We start from the raw sequence: 18,645 nt of genomic DNA, 5'->3' as shown, positions 1-18,645 counted from the left end.
CCAAAAAATTCAATCTTTTAGCTTTATTTAATATAAATCAAGAATACGAAGAAATATTTTAATATTTATATAAAAGACTATTTATACTATAATTTATCAAAATTACTTTGGATACAAAAAATGTATGATGATGCAATAACTTTTGGACAAAGACAAATTAAAAAAAGCTATCGTTCCGTAACAGGACATTTCCCAAGTGTTAAAAATAATAGATCTATTGGGTTTGACTCTTCACTTGAAAAGACACTTTTTCTTTATTTAGAATTTGATGATACTGTAGAAACTTACCAAGAACAACCTAGAATAATGATAATTAAAAATGCTAAACCACAAAAGTATGATGTAGATTGCTTCGTTAGAAGATATAAAAAATCAAATCTAAAAGATGCACTTATCGAAGTTAAATACCTAAGTGAATTTGAAAAATTTAAAGATACATATGAAAAGAAATTTAATGCTGCAAAAATAAGATGTGATGAAATAGGTGTAGATTTTAAATTTTTAACTGAACTTGATTTTAATGAAATTTATATATCAAATATTGATTTTCTATATAGATTTATTCTTCATCCATCTGAAGATAAGTATGATGATATTATATTAGATGTCTTAAAAGATAAAAAAATATCAGCACTTGAACTTGCAAATTTAATTATGAAATCTCAAAGTGAGTATCAAAGAGTTTCGAATAATATCTGGAAACTTGTGGCTCAAAATATTTTAAAAACTGATTTAGAAAATGAGAAAGTCACAATGAAATCTTTTGTGGAGATAAATAATGGGAGTAATTAAATTTAATATAAACTCAAAAATATTTTATGAAGATAATGAATATATTATAAAAAGTTATCCTTCTGCTGATAAAGTTTTATTAAAACAGACTATTAGTCCCTATGAAGAAATAATTGTAAAAGTAAATGATTTAATAAAAAATTCTAAAAATTCAAATGAACCTGAAAAATCACAAGTAGAATATGGAGATAAAGCTCTAGATAAAGCAAAAGAAAAGTACGAAATAATTAAACCTTTACTTGAAATGGAGAATAGAACAGCTAAAGATGTAGAAAAACGAGCTAAAAAATTTAAAAAAAGTATGGCAACTCTTTATAGATGGATTGAAACTTTTGAGAAATATGGAACAGTTAGTTCCCTAGCTGGAAATAGAGAAAATTGTGGAGGTAAAGGAAAATCTAGATTTCCTCAAGAAACAGAGGAAATTATAAATACAATAATTAATGAAGTATATTTAGATGAGCAGCAATTACCATTTTCAAATATTTACAATGTCATTGTTAATGAATGTAAAAAATTTAATGTTCAAATTCCTAAAAAAGGAGCTATAAGAAATCGGCTTAATAACATTAATCCTAAATTAATTGCAAAACATAGAAAAAATCTTAGTGTAAGAGAAACCAGAGGAATGCCTGGAAAATTCCCTGAAGTAAAATTGCCTTTAGATATTATACAAATAGATCATACTAAAGTTGATGTAATTTTAGTTGATGAAGAAACAAGAGAAGAAATAGGAAGACCATTTATTACTGTTGCTATTGATATGTATAGTAGAATGATTTATGGATTTTACATTTCGTTAAATGCTCCAAGCTATTTTAGTGTAGGTCAATGTTTTTTAAATGCAGTATTACCAAAGGATGATTTCTTGAATCAACATGGTGTAAAAGGAGAATGGCCAGTTTATGGGCTTCCACGTAAAATCCATATGGATAATGGAAAAGACTTTAGGTCGATAAGTTTACATAGCTTTTGTAGTGAATTTGCTATTGAGGATATCTATCGTCCAGTTGCAAGGCCTGAATTTGGTGGTGCAGTCGAGCGTGTTATCGGTACTTTTATGAAAAAAACACATCAATTACCAGGAAGTACTTTTTCAAATATATTTGAAAGAGGGAAATATAAGTCTGGTAAAAAAGCAGCTGTAACAGTTTCTGAATTAGAGAAGTGGTATGTTGATTTTATAGTAAATGTATATCATAAAACCGTACATAGTTCTTTGGGAATGACACCTGAAGAAAAATTTTATCAAGGTTTACTTGGAGTTGGAGATGAAAAAGAAATACCATTTTTACCAATAGTACCTGCTGATACTATAAAATTTAGAATGTCATTACTACCAAAAATAAAAAGAAGTGTTCAAAAAAATGGGATAACTATTGATTACATTACTTATTTTTCCGAAACTCTTAGAAAATATATAATTCCAACTCAATATAAAAAATTAAAACCTGATTTAATAAATGAAGTAGAGTGTAGAAGAGATCCAAGAGATATTAGTAAAATCTATGTTTATGATGAAGATATTAAAGATTATATAATAGTACCATATGCAGATATAAGAAGACCAGCTATGGATTTAACAGAACTAAGAAGATCTATAAGTGAAGCAAAAAAAGCTATTACAGGAAGGGAACTTGAACCTCATGATATTTTTGAAGCACATGAAAGATTAAATCAATATATTTTAGATGCTAAAAAAGAAACTAAGTCTGTTAGAAGACAAAAAAGTACAAAAAAACATCAAGAGAAAACAATGGAATATGAATCAAAAGTATTAGATGTCACTCCTAAATCTGAATCTAAATTAAATTTAGAAAAACAATTTAATGAAGACGATGATAGTGATTATGAAATCTATCCAATAGGCTAATTTATGAATGAAAGAAATTTAATACCTGAAGCTTTTGAATATTTAAGTAAAAGTGATGAAGAAAGAATTATATATTGTAAAAAAGACCATTGGATTGGATATGGTTCAGCTGCAAAATTAGTAGAGATTTTAGAAGATAAATTTTTAGACCCACCTCAAATGAGACATGAAGGGCTACTTATTTATGGAGATTCAAATAATGGAAAAACAGCTATTCTAAAAAGAATGTATGAGCTACATAAAACAAAACTTGATTATGTCACAAAAGATGGTGAAGCAATTTATGAAATACCTATAATATATTTTCAAGCACCAACTATTCCAGATGAAAGTAGATTGTATAGTCTTATTTTAGATGAGTTATGTGTACCTCAAAATAGAATAGAAAAAGTTGCTATTAAAGCAAATCTTGCAAAACATTTTTTGAATAAACTTGGTACGAGAATGATTTTAATTGATGAAATACATAGTTCATTAAGAGGAAATCTAAATAAACAAAGAACTTTTATAGATGATTTAAAACAGTTAAGCAATAGTTTATCTCTAACAATTGTTTTAGCAGGTACAAGAGAAGCATATTCTGCTTTATCAATAGGAAATGAAACAAGTACAAGATTTCCAGCACTTGAACTTCCTAGATGGAATAATGATAGAAAATTTAGGTCATTTGTGGCAACTTATGAAAAATGTTTACCTCTCAAAAAAGCTTCAAACATGGCTGATAATACTGAATTATTAAATGCTTTATTTTATCAATCTGAAGGGCTGATTGGTAAGACTGTAAATTTATTAAAAAAAGCAGCTATAAAAGCAATTAAATCTAAAAGAGAATATATCACAGTTGATGATATAGAGTATTTACCAAAGTTGTAACATGGCAAAGAAAAAAAGAAATAATGCTTGGGTTCAAGACTATTTCTTTTTAATAATTCCACAACCTTTAGAAGATGAACTTTTAAGTTCTTGGCTTACTAGAGTTGCTATTGAACACAGAAGACAGCTTCCAATTTTTTTAACTCTTTTTGTAAAAAAAGAAGGAAATCAAGTTTCAAGAAGGGATTTAGATTTTATATTTGATGAAAAGTTTTTAGAAAATTTAGCCAGTAAAAGTAATCTAAAAATAGAAGATATTTTTAAAATGTCTTTACGAAGTGAAGAGGGATACTTATTCTCTTGTAATGAGTGTTTGTATCCACCCTTGCAAATTAGAAAATTAACTGATAAAAGAACACATAATGGTTTGATGTATTGTCCAAAATGTTTATCTGAAGATAAAATTCCATATTTTAGAAAAAAATGGAGATATGAATTTTATAATGCCTGTCCTAAACATAAAGTTTTTTTGACTGATAGATGTTGGAGATGTTATGAAAAAATCAATTTTGCAAAAATAAAACATTTTAAAGAAATATGTATATGTCATAAGTGTGAGAAAGATTTTAGAGAAAATCTTGTTATAAAAATAAATTCAAATTTTGAATATGGATTAAAAGCAATTAGTTGGTTTGAAAAAGGTCTGAATGATGGATATTTTATTATTGATGATGAAAAAATAAATTCACTTTATGTGTTTGAAAGTTTCACAGCTTTGAGAAGTATAGTTGATAAAAAAAATGAATTAAATTTAGTAGACTTTCCTTTAATTGAAGAGTACAAAATTATTTGTGAAAAACTTGAAAAATATAATTCAAAAAAAGCCTTATCTATTCAGAAAGAGTTCTTATTAACTTCTTTAGTTTTTTATCTTTTTGAAGAATTCCCAAATAATTTATTGAAATTTGTTAGTAACAATAAATTAACACATAGAGATTTTATTCATGGATTTAAAGATATAACTTTTTGGTATAAAGAAATCATTGATAAGCATATTCCAATGGAAAATAAAATAGGTAGAGAAATAAATGAAAGTGAAGTTTTAGGAGCTATAAAATATTTAGAAAGTATAGGTGTACGAGTAAATATTATAAATGTTGCTGAAATTGTTGGTTGTCATGCGAGTATTCATAAGGGATTTATACATATTTATAAAAGAATTATTAATAGTTAAATATATTCACTTTTTTTCAATGCTTTTATACATAATTGGGATAAAGACAACCCTTCTTTTTCTGAAATTATTTGTAAATTTAATTTTTGTTTTTCAGTTAAATTTACAAATACTTTTGCGCTCTTTTTTTTATCTTTTGAGCTTGTAGGTCGACCAATTTTATTATTTCCCATTTTAGATCCATTTAATTTTTTACAGTATTTAATTGTATTATAATGTATTTTATAGTAAAATATTATAAAATACCCTTAGGATTTATAATGGATATTATTGAAATTATTGAAAATAATAGAATACAAGCTACAAAAGATGTAGAAATTTCTAAGCAAAAGTTATATGAACAGTATTTCACACCTAGTGACATAGCAAATTATATGAGTAACTTATTTTCTAATTTCGAGAAAGAAAATATATCAATTTTAGATGCGGGTGCGGGTGTTGGTAATTTAGGTGCTATCTGTTCATTAAAATATTTAAATTCAGGGAAAAATTCTTTTGTAAGTTTAACTTCTATTGAATGGGATAAAAATCTTCTTGAATATTTAAAAGGAAATATTCAAGAAATTCAAAATAAATATATAAATTTTCACGCTTCAATTTATAATGAAGATTTTTACTTCATAGCTCAAAAATTATTAACAGAAGGGATTTCTTTTGATAGAATTATCATTAATCCTCCATATAGTCTTATTTCAAAAACGAATAATGAACAATTAGAAATACTAAAAAAATTAGATGTTTCTACTCCTAATACATATAGTAATTTTATTGAATTATGTTATAGACTACTTTCTGATAAAGGTGAGTTAGTAGCTATTGTTCCAAGAAGTTTTTGTAATGGAACAAGATTTACTAAATTTAGAAAAAAGATGTTGAAAAATGTAAAAATTGAGTTTATTCATTTGTTTGAATCTAGAAAAGAAGTTTTTAAAGAATATGGAGTTTTTCAAGAAGTAGTCATAATTAAATTAACTAAGAAAAAAATAAAAAAAACAAAAATATGTATATCTGATAAATTAAATGATAATTGCTGCGAAAAATTTAATTTTGATCAGATTACTTTTAAAAATGATCCATATAGTTTTATTCATATACCATCAAAAACTGATGATTTAGAAATAGTAAATAAGATTTCAAAGTTATCATCTAGTTTAAATGAATTAGGGCTTTCAATTTCAACAGGAAAGGTTGTAGAGTATAGAGAAGAATATTTAACTGAAGAAGATTACATTGAAAATGCAAGAATTCTTTATCAACGACATGTAAGAAGTGATGAAATTGATTTAAGTGTATATAATCCAAGTAAACCCTTTTTAAAACAAAATGAGATAACAAAGAAAAAAATGATTCCTAAAGGAAATTATATAATTATCAAACGTATGAGTTATAAAGAAAATAAAAAGAGAATAAATACTGGTATTCTAAAGAAAGAACACTTTGATAGAACTCATATGACAGTAGAAAACCATTTAAATTATATACATAAGGATAGTTGTGGATTGGATGAGAATTTAATTTATGGACTCAATGCTTACTTAAATTTAGAAATTGTTGATAAATATGTTCGTAGATTTAGTGGACATACACAAATTAATGCTTCTGATATTTGTAGCTTGCCAATGCCAAATATTGAAGTATTAAAAAAAGTTGGAGAAAAAATAATGAATAAAAAAAATAATGATTATTCTATAGAAGAATTATTTTTTAATAAATAAAACAGTAGAATTTGTTATAAAATAATTAGGAATTTATATTATGCCTTCATTATCTTTTACTGTTTCTGCTAGAACAGCAAAGCTTATTGGTCAAGAAAACTTTGCAAATGCTCAAGGTGCTATAATAGAACTCGTTAAAAACTCTTATGATGCTGATGCTACTTTTTGTATTATTATATTTGATAATGATATACTTTATATGATTGATAATGGTTCTGGAATGACACTTGATGTTATAAAAAATGAATGGATGACTATTGGAACAAATTTAAAGCAAAAAGACCATACTAGCACTGAAGGAAGAGTCAAAACAGGAGCAAAGGGCATAGGGCGTTTTGCTTTGGATAGATTAGGTACAAATAGTACAGTATATACTTATTCAAAAAAAACAAATAAACCATTAATTTGGAAAGTTCAATGGAATAACTTTAATAAAGAAAATATTGTAATTAATGATGTAAAAGCACGAATACGTGAAATTGGCTCAGATAATACTTTAAAGGTAACAGTCAATAGAATGTTTCATAATAAACCTGAGTTAATTAGCTTTTTTAATAATATTAATGATGAAGAATTAGTTAATGGAACAATATTAAAAATTGAGAATCTAAAAGATATATGGGATTTTAATGAATTAGAAAATCTTTATAAAAGTTTAGAAGTACTCATGCCTCCTCAAGAATTATCAACAGAATTTGATATAAATTTATTTTCTACAAAATTTTTACAAGATTTTGGTAATGTTAAGAATCCAAATATTGAGGGATATGATTACAAATTAAAGGTTGAATATTCTCCTACTCAAGGAGATAGTTTAAGAGTTACATTAATTAGAAATGAATTAAATAAAGAAAAGGTATTAACAGACTATTCTGAGATTTTTAATGATGAAGTTATGAAAAGAGCTGGCATAACAAAAGAAAAATTCATACAAGAAGAAGATATATATTCAATAAATTTTAGTGAATTAAAAACTTTTAAAAATGTTGAAAAAAGATTAGCTAAAGAAATTGGTGAGTTTTCATTTGTATTTTACTTTTTTAAGATAACACAAGGGGAAGAAAATGAATCCTCTCTAGTTAAATATCCTTATAAAGATTTTATATCAGCTGAAAGAAAAGAATTTTTAAAGAAGTTTGGCGGTATAAAAATTTTTAGAGATAATTTTCGTGTTAGACCATATGGTGAGAATGGTGATGATTGGTTAAATTTAGGGCATAGACAAGCAAGTAATACTTGGGGGGTTGGACAAAAATTAGGTGGATATAAAGTCAAACCAACACAGGTTTTAGGAGTAATTAATATTTCAAGATTAACTAATATTAAATTTGAAGATAAATCGGGCCGAGAAGGAATACAAGAAAACAATACATTTGAATTATTTAAGAATTCTATCATCGATATTATAAGTATTTTTGAAACAGATAGAAATATAATTATGCACAGTTTATATAACTTAGATAAATCACGTAAATCAGATATAAATGCAATGGCTTCGGCAACAAATGCTGCTAAAAGAGTATTAAGAAATAAAACTTCTACTATTACAGAAAAAGAATATAATCATATTGATATTCAAGACAAAGAAACATTAGCAAAAGCTGCTTTAGCATATGAATTAAAAGTAAAAGAACAAGATAGTGAAATACGTATGTTAAGAAACTTAGCAAGTGTAGGTTTAATTATATCTTCTTTTGCTCACGAAGTACATAATTTGAGAATGAGAATAGTCCCTAGACATAGACATTTAAAAAGGTCATTACATAACTTAATTTCAGATGATGTTATAAGTAAATTAAATAAATATGATAATCCTTTTTTTATGATAGATAGTTATGAACAAGATGATATTAAACTTAAACATTGGCTTGATTATTCATTGAATACTCTTCAAAAAGATAAAAGGAAGAGAACAAATATTAATCTTGTTAACTATTTTAACTCTTTTATTTCAAATTGGTCAAGAGCATTAACTCAAAGAGGTATAACTATAAAATTAACTAAAGAAGAAACTTTATCTTTTGAATTAAAGTCATTTGAGGTAGATTTAGATGTTATATTTAATAATTTACTTTCAAACTCTATTAATGCATTAAAACAAATAAAAACTAAAAATAAAGAAATAAATATAGAATTAATAAAAGAGGATAGTGATATTATTATAATATTTAGAGATAATGGTATTGGATTAGGGAAAGAGTATTCTAATAATCCTGATAAAATTTTTAATGCTTTGGAAACCTCAAGAACTGATAAAAATGGTAATTTAATTGGTACAGGATTAGGACTTTACCTAGTGAAAATAACTGTAAGTGAATATAAAGGCTCAGCTGTAAAAATATTGGAAACTAAAGATAGTGGTTTTGCATTATTTTTTAAATTCAAATGTTTTAATTAGTGAGAGAGGAGAAGTATAATGAAATTAGGGTTTGTAGATGATGAAACGAGTTCAATTATTAATTTTAGAGGTTGGTTTGTTGACGATTATATCTTAGAAATATTTGAAGTTGATGATTCTATTTCTGCTGAAGAAATAGCTCAAAAAGTATTATTATCTAATTTAGATATGCTTATTATTGATTTTAAATTGGATGAAAATGGAAACACTTCAATTGATGGCAATAAGGTTGCTACAGAAGTAAGAAAGTTATTACCAAAATTGCCATTAACTATTTTAACTTCTCATGAAAGAGATGCTGTATCTCATGTAGATGATGGTATGTTATTGCGAAGTAAAGATGAATTATCTGAGGAATATATAGATATTTTTAAAATGAAAGTTTTTAATACAATTAACAATTACCAATCAGCAGTTAGAAAAAATAAGGATATTGTAAAGGAGTTATCTGAAAAAAAATTAGAAATATCACTAAATGAAAAAGAAGAAGAAGATTTATTCAATGCTTATCAATTTTTAAATGAGATTTATCCAAATGATCCAACTTTAAAAGGATATTTAACAAGACCTGGAGAATTACATACTTTAGTAGATTTACTTGAAGAATCAAGAAAAATGATTGAGAGTTTAAAAAAATGATTCCTTTTAGAAAAAAGAAACCATTAAGAAGAGATAATGTTCCCATAGTTTCGACATATAAGCAGCATATTTCATTTTTAATGGAAGATTTTAATAATAAATGTGGATATTGTGATGATTCCTATACTTGGCGAACAATGTGGTATGAAATAGACCATTTTATTCCTCAAAAAAAATTCCCACATAGAGATCCAACGGAATATAAAAATTTAGTTTTTGCTTGTCGTTCTTGTAATAATTCAAAAAGAGCTAAATGGCCAACCTTAAATGAAAGTTTATCCCATGATGGAATTCAAGGTTTTATTGATCCTTGTGATGAAGAATATGATAAACAATTTGAGCGAAAAAAAGATGGTTCTATTAAATTTAAAACAAATTTAGGGAAATGGATGTTTCATAATTTAAAATTACATAGGCCTCAACATCAAATCATTTGGCTTATTGAACAATTAGATCAAAATATAAGTGAATTAGAATCTTTGTCAGTTAGTATTTCCGATGAACAAGTAAGAGCTAAAATTCAAGATAATTTAAATAAACTTTTATTGTCATATAGAAAGTATACAAAAAGACTTGGAGAGATATAAAATTATCTAATGCAATTAGAAAGTCTTAAAATCTATTTTCCAAAGAAATTTTTCATACTCATAATTTTTATTAATTTGAGTATGATATCAAATATTGGATTTTTTAATTATTATGAGTATTGTTGTTTTATTTAAAAAAGTTTAGTGATTTTCTCAGATATTTCATTTTAATGTAATAATTTATCTTATAAAGTCATAATCTAATTTTATGAAACTATTTAAATAATATTTTTCTTTTTATTGTTAATTCATTCATTTTATTAAAAAACATAAAAGATAATATTAATATTTTTCCTAATTAACTTTCCCTAACAATCCAGCATACCATTTCCCAAGCTGGATTTCATTTAAATTTTCATCTCTCTCATGATTCTTTTTAGTAAATTTAGGATTAGTTTTAGAATGTTTTTTTAATATATTATCTATTCCTATATCTTCTTTAAAATATAGATTCATAAAAAATTCAAAATGTTCAGTTTCAATTGGTTTATTAGAAATTATTACCCAAGTAGAATTTCCAGAAGAAGGATTGTTTTCTAATTCTAAAAGTCCAACATAATAATTTTCATATTTAAATGTTGCTGTTAAGTATTGTCTAGGTCTTTTTTTTATTTTACATTTTGGATTTATTTTTACTTCACCATTATTATCTTCAAGTGTATATTGTGGTAAATCTTTTTTCTCATTTAAATGAAAATCTTTTATGTCAGGACGTTCTTGTAGAAAGTTTATATATTGATTGAAAACTACAAAATTATCTATTTCAGTTAAAGGTTTAGATGAAGATTCTTTTACAAACTCACTTGAAATAACAACTTTTCTAATAGTACTATTTCCTTTAGAAGATGATTCTGTTAAGCTTTGATCAGTTATATCATCTGTTTGCTGTTCATTGAAAATTTTTAGTAAATCATTTATAATATCTCTAGTTGAAGATTTTTCATCTACTGGAATATCATTTAAACTACCACAACTTTTTTTTCTATCTTTTTGATGATATATTTGAGTATTTCTTTTACTTGCATGTGTTATTTTTAATACTTCAGATGTTTCATTTGGAATGTCTTTTTCTACTTTTGGAAGATTGTCTATATCTCCCAAATTTAAAATAAGTTTATTTTTTTCTATAATTTTTGTTAGTTTTTCAAAACCTATATCTGAATAATCGTTTGTGATTTCATGAATAAAGTAATATTTTTCATTTGTTTTTTTATTTGTAACAAGTGAACTTCTAGTGTCAATTTGAAATTCTTCTTTTGTTGGGAAATTAAATTTTAAATGCATTTTATATAAATCTCTATCATAATTCTTTTCTTGCATATATTTTAGATAATTGTGTATATATCTAACTACATTATCAAACTCTTTAATTGCACTCTTTTGACAAGCATATCTATGTATAAAAGCAGCATCTTCATCTGTTCTATACGTAGGTAAAACTATCTTTGCATTAGTTCTATCATCATCACAAATAATATATAATTCATTTAAAGTAGAATCTAAAACAGCTTCTCTTAATTGTGAAAATCTAAAGTAATAATATATTCCTATAGCAAAGTGAGGGATGATTATTTTAATATCATCTTGCTCAACTAAATAACAATTAATATTTTTGACATCTTTAAGAAATTTATAGCTCCATCCTGATAAAGTTCCAATGCTTTCTTTATCTAGAATATCTTTTAGTTTTTTTTCATTATTTTTATTAATAAATTTTGTATTTATTTTAAAGCTTTTATCTACAATATCTTTATTTAAATATTTTTCAGTTTTTTCTCCATTTTTAAATGATTTACAAAGAGGATAGTGAGTAAATAAAAGTTCGGGAGATACTCTGTAAGTAAATATTTGATTTTTAGACATATTTTTAACAACAACTTCGTAGTGGCTATTACCAAATTTATCTTCATCAAGTACAATTTTTAGGGGAAATAGAAATTGAAAAGTATCATCTGGATTATTAACCATAAATTCAGGAATGATACTTTTCTTCTTTGCCATGTTAGATTAAACTCCCATTATCAAATTTTAATGTACATATTCTCAATTTTTAATGTCCATTCTCATTTTTTAGTGTTTGTGACAAAATAAATTTAAGTTTAAGTGAATAATATCTAAAGCAGCTGGTGTAATTCCAGAAATTAGACTTGCATTAAAAAGTGTAGGTGGTCTGTGCTTTTCTAGCTTTTCAATTACTTCATTTGAAAGACCTGGTAATCCTTTATAACTAAATTCATTTGGAATTGTAGTTTTTAACATTTTTTTCATTTTTTCAATTTGTTTTTGTTGTTTTTGAATATATCTATAATATTTTGCTTCAATGATTATTTGCTCTTTTAAATAATCATCAAGTGATGATAAAGAAGGAACTAATTTATCAAGTTTCGCAATATCAATACTATTTCTTCCAATTAAATCTACAAGTAAAACTTTATCATTGATTTTTTCTTCGCCAATAGATTCAAGTAGTTCTAAAGTCTCTTTTTTTGAAGTAACCCACTCATTTGCCATAAATTCAATTGCATCAGCTAAAACTTTTCTTTTATTTTCAACTTTTGCCATTGTATCATCATCTATTAAACCAAATTCATGACCATATTGGCTTAATCTTAAATCAGCATTTTCTTCTCTTAAAAGAAGTCTATATTCAGCACGTGAAGTAAACATTCTATATGGTTCATTAGTTCCTTTTGTAACTAAATCATCTATTAAAACACCTAAATATGCTTCGTCTCGTCTTAAAATAAATGGTTCTTTTTCATCAATTGCAAGTGCTGCATTAATTCCTGCCATTAGACCTTGGCTTGCTGCTTCTTCATATCCTGTTGTAGCATTGATTTGTCCAGCATGGTATAGATTTTTTACTTTTTTAGTTTCTAAAGTATGTTTTAATTCAGTTGGGTCAACATAATCATACTCAATTGCGTAACCATATCTGATGATTTTTGCATTTTCTAAACCTTTGATAGAATGAATCATCTCTTTTTGTACATCTATAGGTAAAGAAGTAGATAAACCATTTATATAATATTCTGTACACATTTCTGTTTGAGGTTCTAAAAATAGTTGATGTCTATCTCGCTCACTAAATCTATTTACTTTGTCTTCAATACTTGGGCAGTATCTAGGTCCTAATCCTTCAATTTGACCAGTAAATAAAGGTGCTCTATAGAAATTTGATGAAATAGTTTCATGTGTTTTTAGATTTGTATATGTTATGTAACAAGGATATTGAGTTGGTGAAAATTTTGATTTGTCAGTTCTAAATGAAAATGGTGATGGATTTACATCTCCACCATGCATGTCCATAACTGAAAAATCAATTGAATTTGCATCAATTCTTGATGGTGTTCCTGTTTTTAATCTTCCAACTCTTAATCCTAACTCTTTTAATTGTAAAGATAGAGTAGTTGAAGGTAACTCCCATGCTCGACCAGCTTCATATTTATTTTCACCAATATGAACTAACCCTCTCATAAATGTACCAGTTGTTAAAATAACTTTTTTAGCTGTAAATTGTTCTGTTAGTTTTGTTTTTACACCATAAACTTCATTTTCATTTTTTACTAAAAGAGCAGTTACTTCATCTTGATAAACTTCTAGATTTGGAGTATTATGACAAACTTTTCTCATATAAGTTCTGTATTTATCCATATCAATTTGAGCTCGACTTCCTTGAACGGCTGCACCTTTGCTAGCATTTAATATTCTAAATTGAATACCTGCATAATCAGTACAAAGACCCATCTCTCCACCAATAGCATCAAGCTCTCTTACTAAATGCCCTTTTGCTAAACCTCCAACTGCAGGGTTACAACTAGCAGCTCCTATTTGTTCTACTAACATAGTAATTAGTAGAGTTTTTTTACCCATTCTTGCACTTGCTAGTGAGGCTTCAATTCCAGCATGCCCTCCACCAACAACGATTACATCATAATCCATATTATTCCTTATATATCTTTTTCGTGATTTTTATATTTGGGAAATTTCTTAGATAAATGTTTTCTTCCACTTATCTAAGAAATTTACTTAAAGTAGTTAAAATTAGCTTCTTAACAAATTTTAGATATTATACCTAAATTTTAACAAAAGGTTTTTTAAGTGTTTACAGGACTTATAAGAGAAATGGCAAAAGTTGTTAGTTTTAAAAACAATTTTTTAACTTTAAAAGCAAAATATCATCCAAAAATCGGAGATTCAATTGCAATAAATGGAGCTTGTTTAACTGTTGTAAAAGTTACAAGTGATACATTTACTGTTGAATTATCTCCAGAATCTCAATCTATTTTAGCAATGGAAAATTATAAAGATGAGGTACATATGGAACCAGCAATGATGATGGGAGATAGATTTGAAGGTCACATTGTTCAAGGTCATGTTGATTGCTTAGGAATAGTTAAATCAATAAAACAAAATGGAAATTCAACAGACTTTTTTATTAGTTTACCTAGTGAATATTTAAAATACATTATTCCAAAAGGAAGTGTAACAATAGATGGGGTTTCTCTTACTGTTAACGAAGTTTTAAAAGATAGCTTTAGACTTACAATTATTCCTCATACAATTGAAAATACACTGTTTAAAAGATACAAAGTTGGAACAAAAGTAAATCTTGAAACAGATATGTTTGCTAGATATATTTATAATATGTTTAAAGGAAATAAAGAGAAAAAAGATGAATTATCGTGGGGAGATGTAGATAAAATAATGGCTAATTATTAGTTAGCTTTTTCTTTTTCAGATTTTTCTTCGATAGTTTTTTCTTCAAACTTTGAGTTATTTATGTTTTTATATGAGTAAAAGTATTTCTTTTTTAGTACATTTATATAAGGTTTTACGGTTGCTATTTTCATATCTGGAAGATTTGTAATCTCAACAATTTTTCCAACTTTTAAACCTTCAAAAAAGATATTATCCATTCCTGAAGTTATTACTTCATCACCTTTATTTATTTCAGACCAAATAGGGATAAATTTGATTAGTAATTCATCCGGATTATTTCCAGCTGTTATAATTCCAGGATTTTTACCTTCACCAATAAACACAGCATATGAACAATCTTTATTTCCATTTAATAAACCAACACTTCTACCATTTTTATTTACTAAAATTCCAGCAGCATTATTTTCTGTGATTAATCCTAAGATTTTTTCATCTTGAGGAACTTTATCTAACCAAACTTTTGTAAAGTCATTGAAGTTTATATATGAAAGAACTTTAACAAGTTCTATTTCTGGTTTTATTTCATTTACATCAACATGAACTAAAAACTCTTTTATTGCATCAAGTTGTTTTTGTGTTGTATTGTATAAAATTTTATACTCTTTAAGTTCGTTATTTTCAGCTCTTAGATTGTCAATTGTAGATGCTTGATTAAAATGCTTTTCAATACTTGTAGAGATATTTATCACTTTATTTATATATGCAATTTTTAAATCATTAAAAAAAGTAAATTTTTTAACTAATAGTTCATCTACCTCAAAAAGGTAAGATAAACTAGCAATTACAAATAGAAAAATAAAGAGAAATTTACGCATTAGTTATTTGTAATAAGTCTTAATAATTCCGGCTCATCAAGAACTTGGCTTGTTCCATATGCTACTGATAATAAAGGCTCATTAGCTATTTTTACAGGAAGTTTAATTATGTCTGATAGATAAGTATCTAATCCTCTAATTAATGCTCCACCACCTGTTATTATTACACCATTATCAACAATATCACTTGCTAAATCTGGTGGCATATTTTCAAGAACACTTTTAATAGCTGAAACTATTTCTTTTAATGGTTCTTTAAGAGCAGTTCTTACACCTTCACTTCCAAGTTCAATAGTAGAAAGTAATCCTGAATTATCTCTTCCTTTTACTTTCATTTTTAATTCAGTATCAAGTTTGATTGCTGTTCCAATTTCTATTTTGATATTTTCAGCTGTTCTTTCACCAATAAATAAATTATAGTTTTGTCTAACATACTCAACAATTGATCTATCAAATTTATCTCCAGCAACTTTAATCGATTTACATAAAACTAAACCACCTAAAGATGTAACTCCAATTTCTGTTGTTCCACCACCAATATCAACAACAACATAACCAGATGGGTCAGAAACAGGAATTCCTGCACCAATTGCTGCTGCCATTGGCTCTTCAACTAAGAATACTTCTCTTGCTCCTGCACTCATTGCAGATTCTTCAACAGCTTTTTTCTCAACTTGAGTTATTCCATAAGGGATACAAATGATGATTCTAGGTCTAACAAATGATTTTCTTGAATGTGCTTTTTCAATAAAATATCTAATCATTCTTTCTGTCATTTCAAAGTCTGCTATAACTCCATCTTGCATAGGACGAACAGCTTGAATATTTAAAGGAGTTTTTCCTATCATTTGTTTTGCTTCTTGACCAACAGCTAAAATTTTATCTTTACCTTGTCTGTCACTTTGTACTGCAACTACTGATGGTTCGTTGATTATAATTCCTTTACCTCTAACAGAAACGATTGTATTTGCAGTTCCTAAATCAATCGCCATATCATTTGAAAAGAGACCTATTAATTTATCTAAAAACACTTTTATATCCTTTTTATGCTACTTTTGGTTCTTCAGTTTTTTGAACAACTTCTTTTGTGATGGTTACCGTTTTATTTTTATATTTTGGAAGATCAAACATTATGTCAAGCATAATATCTTCTAAAATTGATCTTAATCCCCTTGCTCCTGTTTTTCTAACAATTGCAAGTTTTGCTAACTCTTTTAATGCATCTTTTTCAAATTTAAGAGTTACATTATCCATTTGGAAAAGTTTAATATATTGTTTAATTAAAGCATTTTTTGGTTCTGTTAAAATATGAACCATATCATCTTCTGTTATTTCATTTAATGTTGCAATCATATGTAATCTTCCAATTAATTCTGGAATTAATCCATATTTTACTAAATCATCAGTTTCAACTTTTGAAATAATTTTATCTTGCTCATTTTTTGTTTTTTTATCTTGATTAAATCCAAGTACATTTGCACCTTGTTTTTTCTTGATAATATCTTCTAAACCATCAAAAGCCCCACCACAAATAAATAAAATATTTGTCGTATCAACTTGAAGTGCATCTTGTCCTGGATGTTTTCTTCCACCTTTTGGTGGAACATTTACCACACTTCCTTCAACAATTTTTAATAAAGCTTGTTGAACTCCTTCTCCTGAAACGTCTCTTGTTATACTTCTATTTTCACTCATACGTGCAACTTTATCAACTTCGTCAATAAAAATAATTCCACGCTCAGCTTTTTTGATATCTCCATCTGCTGCTTGAACAAGTCTTGTTACAACATTTTCAACATCATCACCAACATAACCAGCTTCTGTTAAACTTGTAGCATCAGCAATTGCTAAAGGAACATCAAGATATTTTGAAATAGTTTGTGCTAAAAGAGTTTTTCCTGAACCTGTTGGTCCAATTAATAAAACATTTGATTTATTTAATTCAGTATCATCATCAATTTCATTATGTCTAAATATTCTTTTGTAGTGGTTATAAACAGCAACTGATAAAACTTTTTTTGCTCTTTCTTGACCAATAACATATTCATCTAATATTTTTTTTAACTCAGCTGGAGTTTTTATTTTTATCTCTTTTTCTTGAGCAGGATTTTTAGTTTTATCTTCTTCTACTGGAAGGTTACCACTCATTATTTCATGGGCTGCATTTACACAAGCTTTACAAATACAAGCATTATCACCAGCAATTACTGGATTATCTCTTGTATCTGTTGCTCCACAAAAATCACATATTATTTTACTCATTTTTCACTCATTTTATTTTCTATTAAAAGGAATACCTCTTTTTGTATTTAATACAAAACTAGCTAATTCTTTTACATATTTATTATTATCATTTTCAAACAATTCACGAGCTACATCTTGTAGAGGTTTACCTGATTCAAATAGTTCTTTATAAGCATGTTTAATTGCATCTATATCTTCTCTATTATCAAACCTTCTTCTAAGCCCCGTTAAGTTTAATCCCCTTAAAACTGCTTTATTTCCTTCTGCTAAACAAAAAGGAGGAATATCTTGAGCAACAGCACTTGCTCCTCCAATCATAACTTGAGTTCCAATTTTACAAAATTGATGAATTGGAGTTAATCCACCAACTACTACAAAATCATCACACTCAACATGCCCAGCAAGAGTTGCTCCATTTGCAAAAATACAATTATCACCAATGATACAATCGTGTGCAACGTGAACATAACCCATAAACAAATTGTTACTTCCAATTCTTGTTACACTTCCTCCACCGATAGTTCCTGGATTAAATAGAGTATATTCTCTAATTTTATTATTATCTCCAATGATTAGTTCAACATCTTCACCATTGAATTTTAAATCTTGAGGAATAGTACCTATACTTGCATGTGAAAAAATATGGTTGTTTTTACCAATAGTAGTTTTTCCATCAATTAAAGTGTGAGAATCAATAATTGTTCCATCACCAATTTTTACATCTTTTCCAATAATTGTAAATGCACCAATAGTTATATTGTCGCCTAAAATTGCACCATCTTCAATTATTGCTGTTTTGTGAATGTTATTCAT

16 protein-coding genes are annotated in these 18,645 nt (G+C 26.6%); 9 read left to right on the top strand and 7 right to left on the bottom strand.

What is annotated here, in order from left to right; genetic code table 11:
- Positions 1–120: 120 nt before the first annotated feature.
- Genes AELL_RS13655 through AELL_RS13640 form a run of 4 tightly spaced genes read left to right on the top strand, consistent with a single transcriptional unit; the run spans position 121 to position 4,712 of the window.
- Positions 121–792: a TnsA endonuclease N-terminal domain-containing protein gene (locus tag AELL_RS13655; protein WP_118918482.1), complete on the top strand. Its 672-nt coding sequence runs from the start codon at positions 121–123 to the stop codon at positions 790–792.
- Positions 779–2,665, top strand: a complete 1,887-nt coding sequence (locus AELL_RS13650; RefSeq protein WP_118918481.1) for a Mu transposase C-terminal domain-containing protein — start codon at positions 779–781, stop codon at positions 2,663–2,665. The genes AELL_RS13655 and AELL_RS13650 overlap by 14 nt, the downstream gene beginning before the upstream one ends.
- Positions 2,666–2,668: 3 nt before the next feature.
- Complete coding sequence (locus AELL_RS13645) at positions 2,669–3,538, top strand: TniB family NTP-binding protein (protein WP_118918480.1); 870 nt, start codon at positions 2,669–2,671, stop codon at positions 3,536–3,538.
- A 1-nt stretch (position 3,539) separates the two neighbouring features.
- Positions 3,540–4,712 (top strand): TniQ family protein, encoded by a 1,173-nt coding sequence (locus tag AELL_RS13640; RefSeq protein WP_118918479.1) that lies wholly within the window; start codon positions 3,540–3,542, stop codon positions 4,710–4,712.
- On the opposite strand, the gene AELL_RS14345 is transcribed toward AELL_RS13640, so the two are convergent.
- Positions 4,709–4,885, bottom strand: coding sequence for a hypothetical protein (locus tag AELL_RS14345; protein WP_164967207.1), 177 nt, complete (start codon positions 4,883–4,885; stop codon positions 4,709–4,711). The genes AELL_RS13640 and AELL_RS14345 overlap by 4 nt on opposite strands.
- 87 nt (positions 4,886–4,972) lie before the next feature.
- Here AELL_RS14345 and AELL_RS13635 point away from each other — a divergent pair, with 87 nt between their 5' ends.
- Genes AELL_RS13635 through AELL_RS13620 form a run of 4 tightly spaced genes read left to right on the top strand, consistent with a single transcriptional unit; the run spans position 4,973 to position 10,051 of the window.
- Positions 4,973–6,427: an Eco57I restriction-modification methylase domain-containing protein gene (locus tag AELL_RS13635; RefSeq protein WP_164967208.1), complete on the top strand. Its 1,455-nt coding sequence runs from the start codon at positions 4,973–4,975 to the stop codon at positions 6,425–6,427.
- Positions 6,428–6,467: 40 nt separating this feature from the next.
- Positions 6,468–8,825 carry an ATP-binding protein gene (locus tag AELL_RS13630; protein WP_118918477.1) on the top strand — a complete coding sequence of 786 codons (2,358 nt, stop codon included), beginning with the start codon at positions 6,468–6,470 and terminating at the stop codon, positions 8,823–8,825.
- A gap of 18 nt (positions 8,826–8,843) precedes the next feature.
- Positions 8,844–9,464 carry a hypothetical protein gene (locus AELL_RS13625; protein WP_118918476.1) on the top strand — a complete coding sequence of 207 codons (621 nt, stop codon included), beginning with the start codon at positions 8,844–8,846 and terminating at the stop codon, positions 9,462–9,464.
- Positions 9,461–10,051, top strand: a complete 591-nt coding sequence (locus AELL_RS13620; RefSeq protein WP_118918475.1) for an HNH endonuclease — start codon at positions 9,461–9,463, stop codon at positions 10,049–10,051. Before AELL_RS13625 ends, AELL_RS13620 begins: the two co-directional genes overlap by 4 nt.
- 294 nt (positions 10,052–10,345) lie before the next feature.
- On the opposite strand, the gene AELL_RS13615 is transcribed toward AELL_RS13620, so the two are convergent.
- Positions 10,346–12,052, bottom strand: a complete 1,707-nt coding sequence (locus AELL_RS13615) for a hypothetical protein (RefSeq protein WP_118918474.1) — start codon at positions 12,050–12,052, stop codon at positions 10,346–10,348.
- A gap of 69 nt (positions 12,053–12,121) precedes the next feature.
- Complete coding sequence (gene mnmG, locus AELL_RS13610) at positions 12,122–13,993, bottom strand: tRNA uridine-5-carboxymethylaminomethyl(34) synthesis enzyme MnmG (protein ID WP_118918473.1); 1,872 nt, start codon at positions 13,991–13,993, stop codon at positions 12,122–12,124.
- A 159-nt stretch (positions 13,994–14,152) separates the two neighbouring features.
- Between mnmG and ribE the strand changes: the two genes are divergently transcribed.
- Positions 14,153–14,773, top strand: a complete 621-nt coding sequence (ribE, locus tag AELL_RS13605) for a riboflavin synthase (protein ID WP_118918472.1) — start codon at positions 14,153–14,155, stop codon at positions 14,771–14,773.
- Here ribE and mreC read toward each other — a convergent pair.
- From mreC to lpxA, 4 genes are read right to left on the bottom strand one after another with little or no spacing between them, the layout of a single operon-like run.
- Positions 14,770–15,588 (bottom strand): rod shape-determining protein MreC, encoded by an 819-nt coding sequence (gene mreC / locus AELL_RS13600; protein WP_118918471.1) that lies wholly within the window; start codon positions 15,586–15,588, stop codon positions 14,770–14,772. The genes ribE and mreC overlap by 4 nt on opposite strands.
- Positions 15,588–16,619: a rod shape-determining protein gene (locus tag AELL_RS13595; protein ID WP_118918470.1), complete on the bottom strand. Its 1,032-nt coding sequence runs from the start codon at positions 16,617–16,619 to the stop codon at positions 15,588–15,590. Before AELL_RS13595 ends, mreC begins: the two co-directional genes overlap by 1 nt.
- Positions 16,620–16,632: 13 nt before the next feature.
- Complete coding sequence (clpX, locus tag AELL_RS13590) at positions 16,633–17,850, bottom strand: ATP-dependent Clp protease ATP-binding subunit ClpX (protein WP_118918469.1); 1,218 nt, start codon at positions 17,848–17,850, stop codon at positions 16,633–16,635.
- Between the two features lie 12 nt (positions 17,851–17,862).
- Positions 17,863–18,645, bottom strand: a complete 783-nt coding sequence (gene lpxA, locus AELL_RS13585; RefSeq protein WP_118918468.1) for an acyl-ACP--UDP-N-acetylglucosamine O-acyltransferase — start codon at positions 18,643–18,645, stop codon at positions 17,863–17,865.

The organism is Arcobacter ellisii (assembly GCF_003544915.1).
GTDB classification, from domain to species: domain Bacteria; phylum Campylobacterota; class Campylobacteria; order Campylobacterales; family Arcobacteraceae; genus Aliarcobacter; species Aliarcobacter ellisii.
Note: the sequence above shows the minus strand (reverse complement) of the source record. Positions and strands in the feature narration are given on the sequence as shown.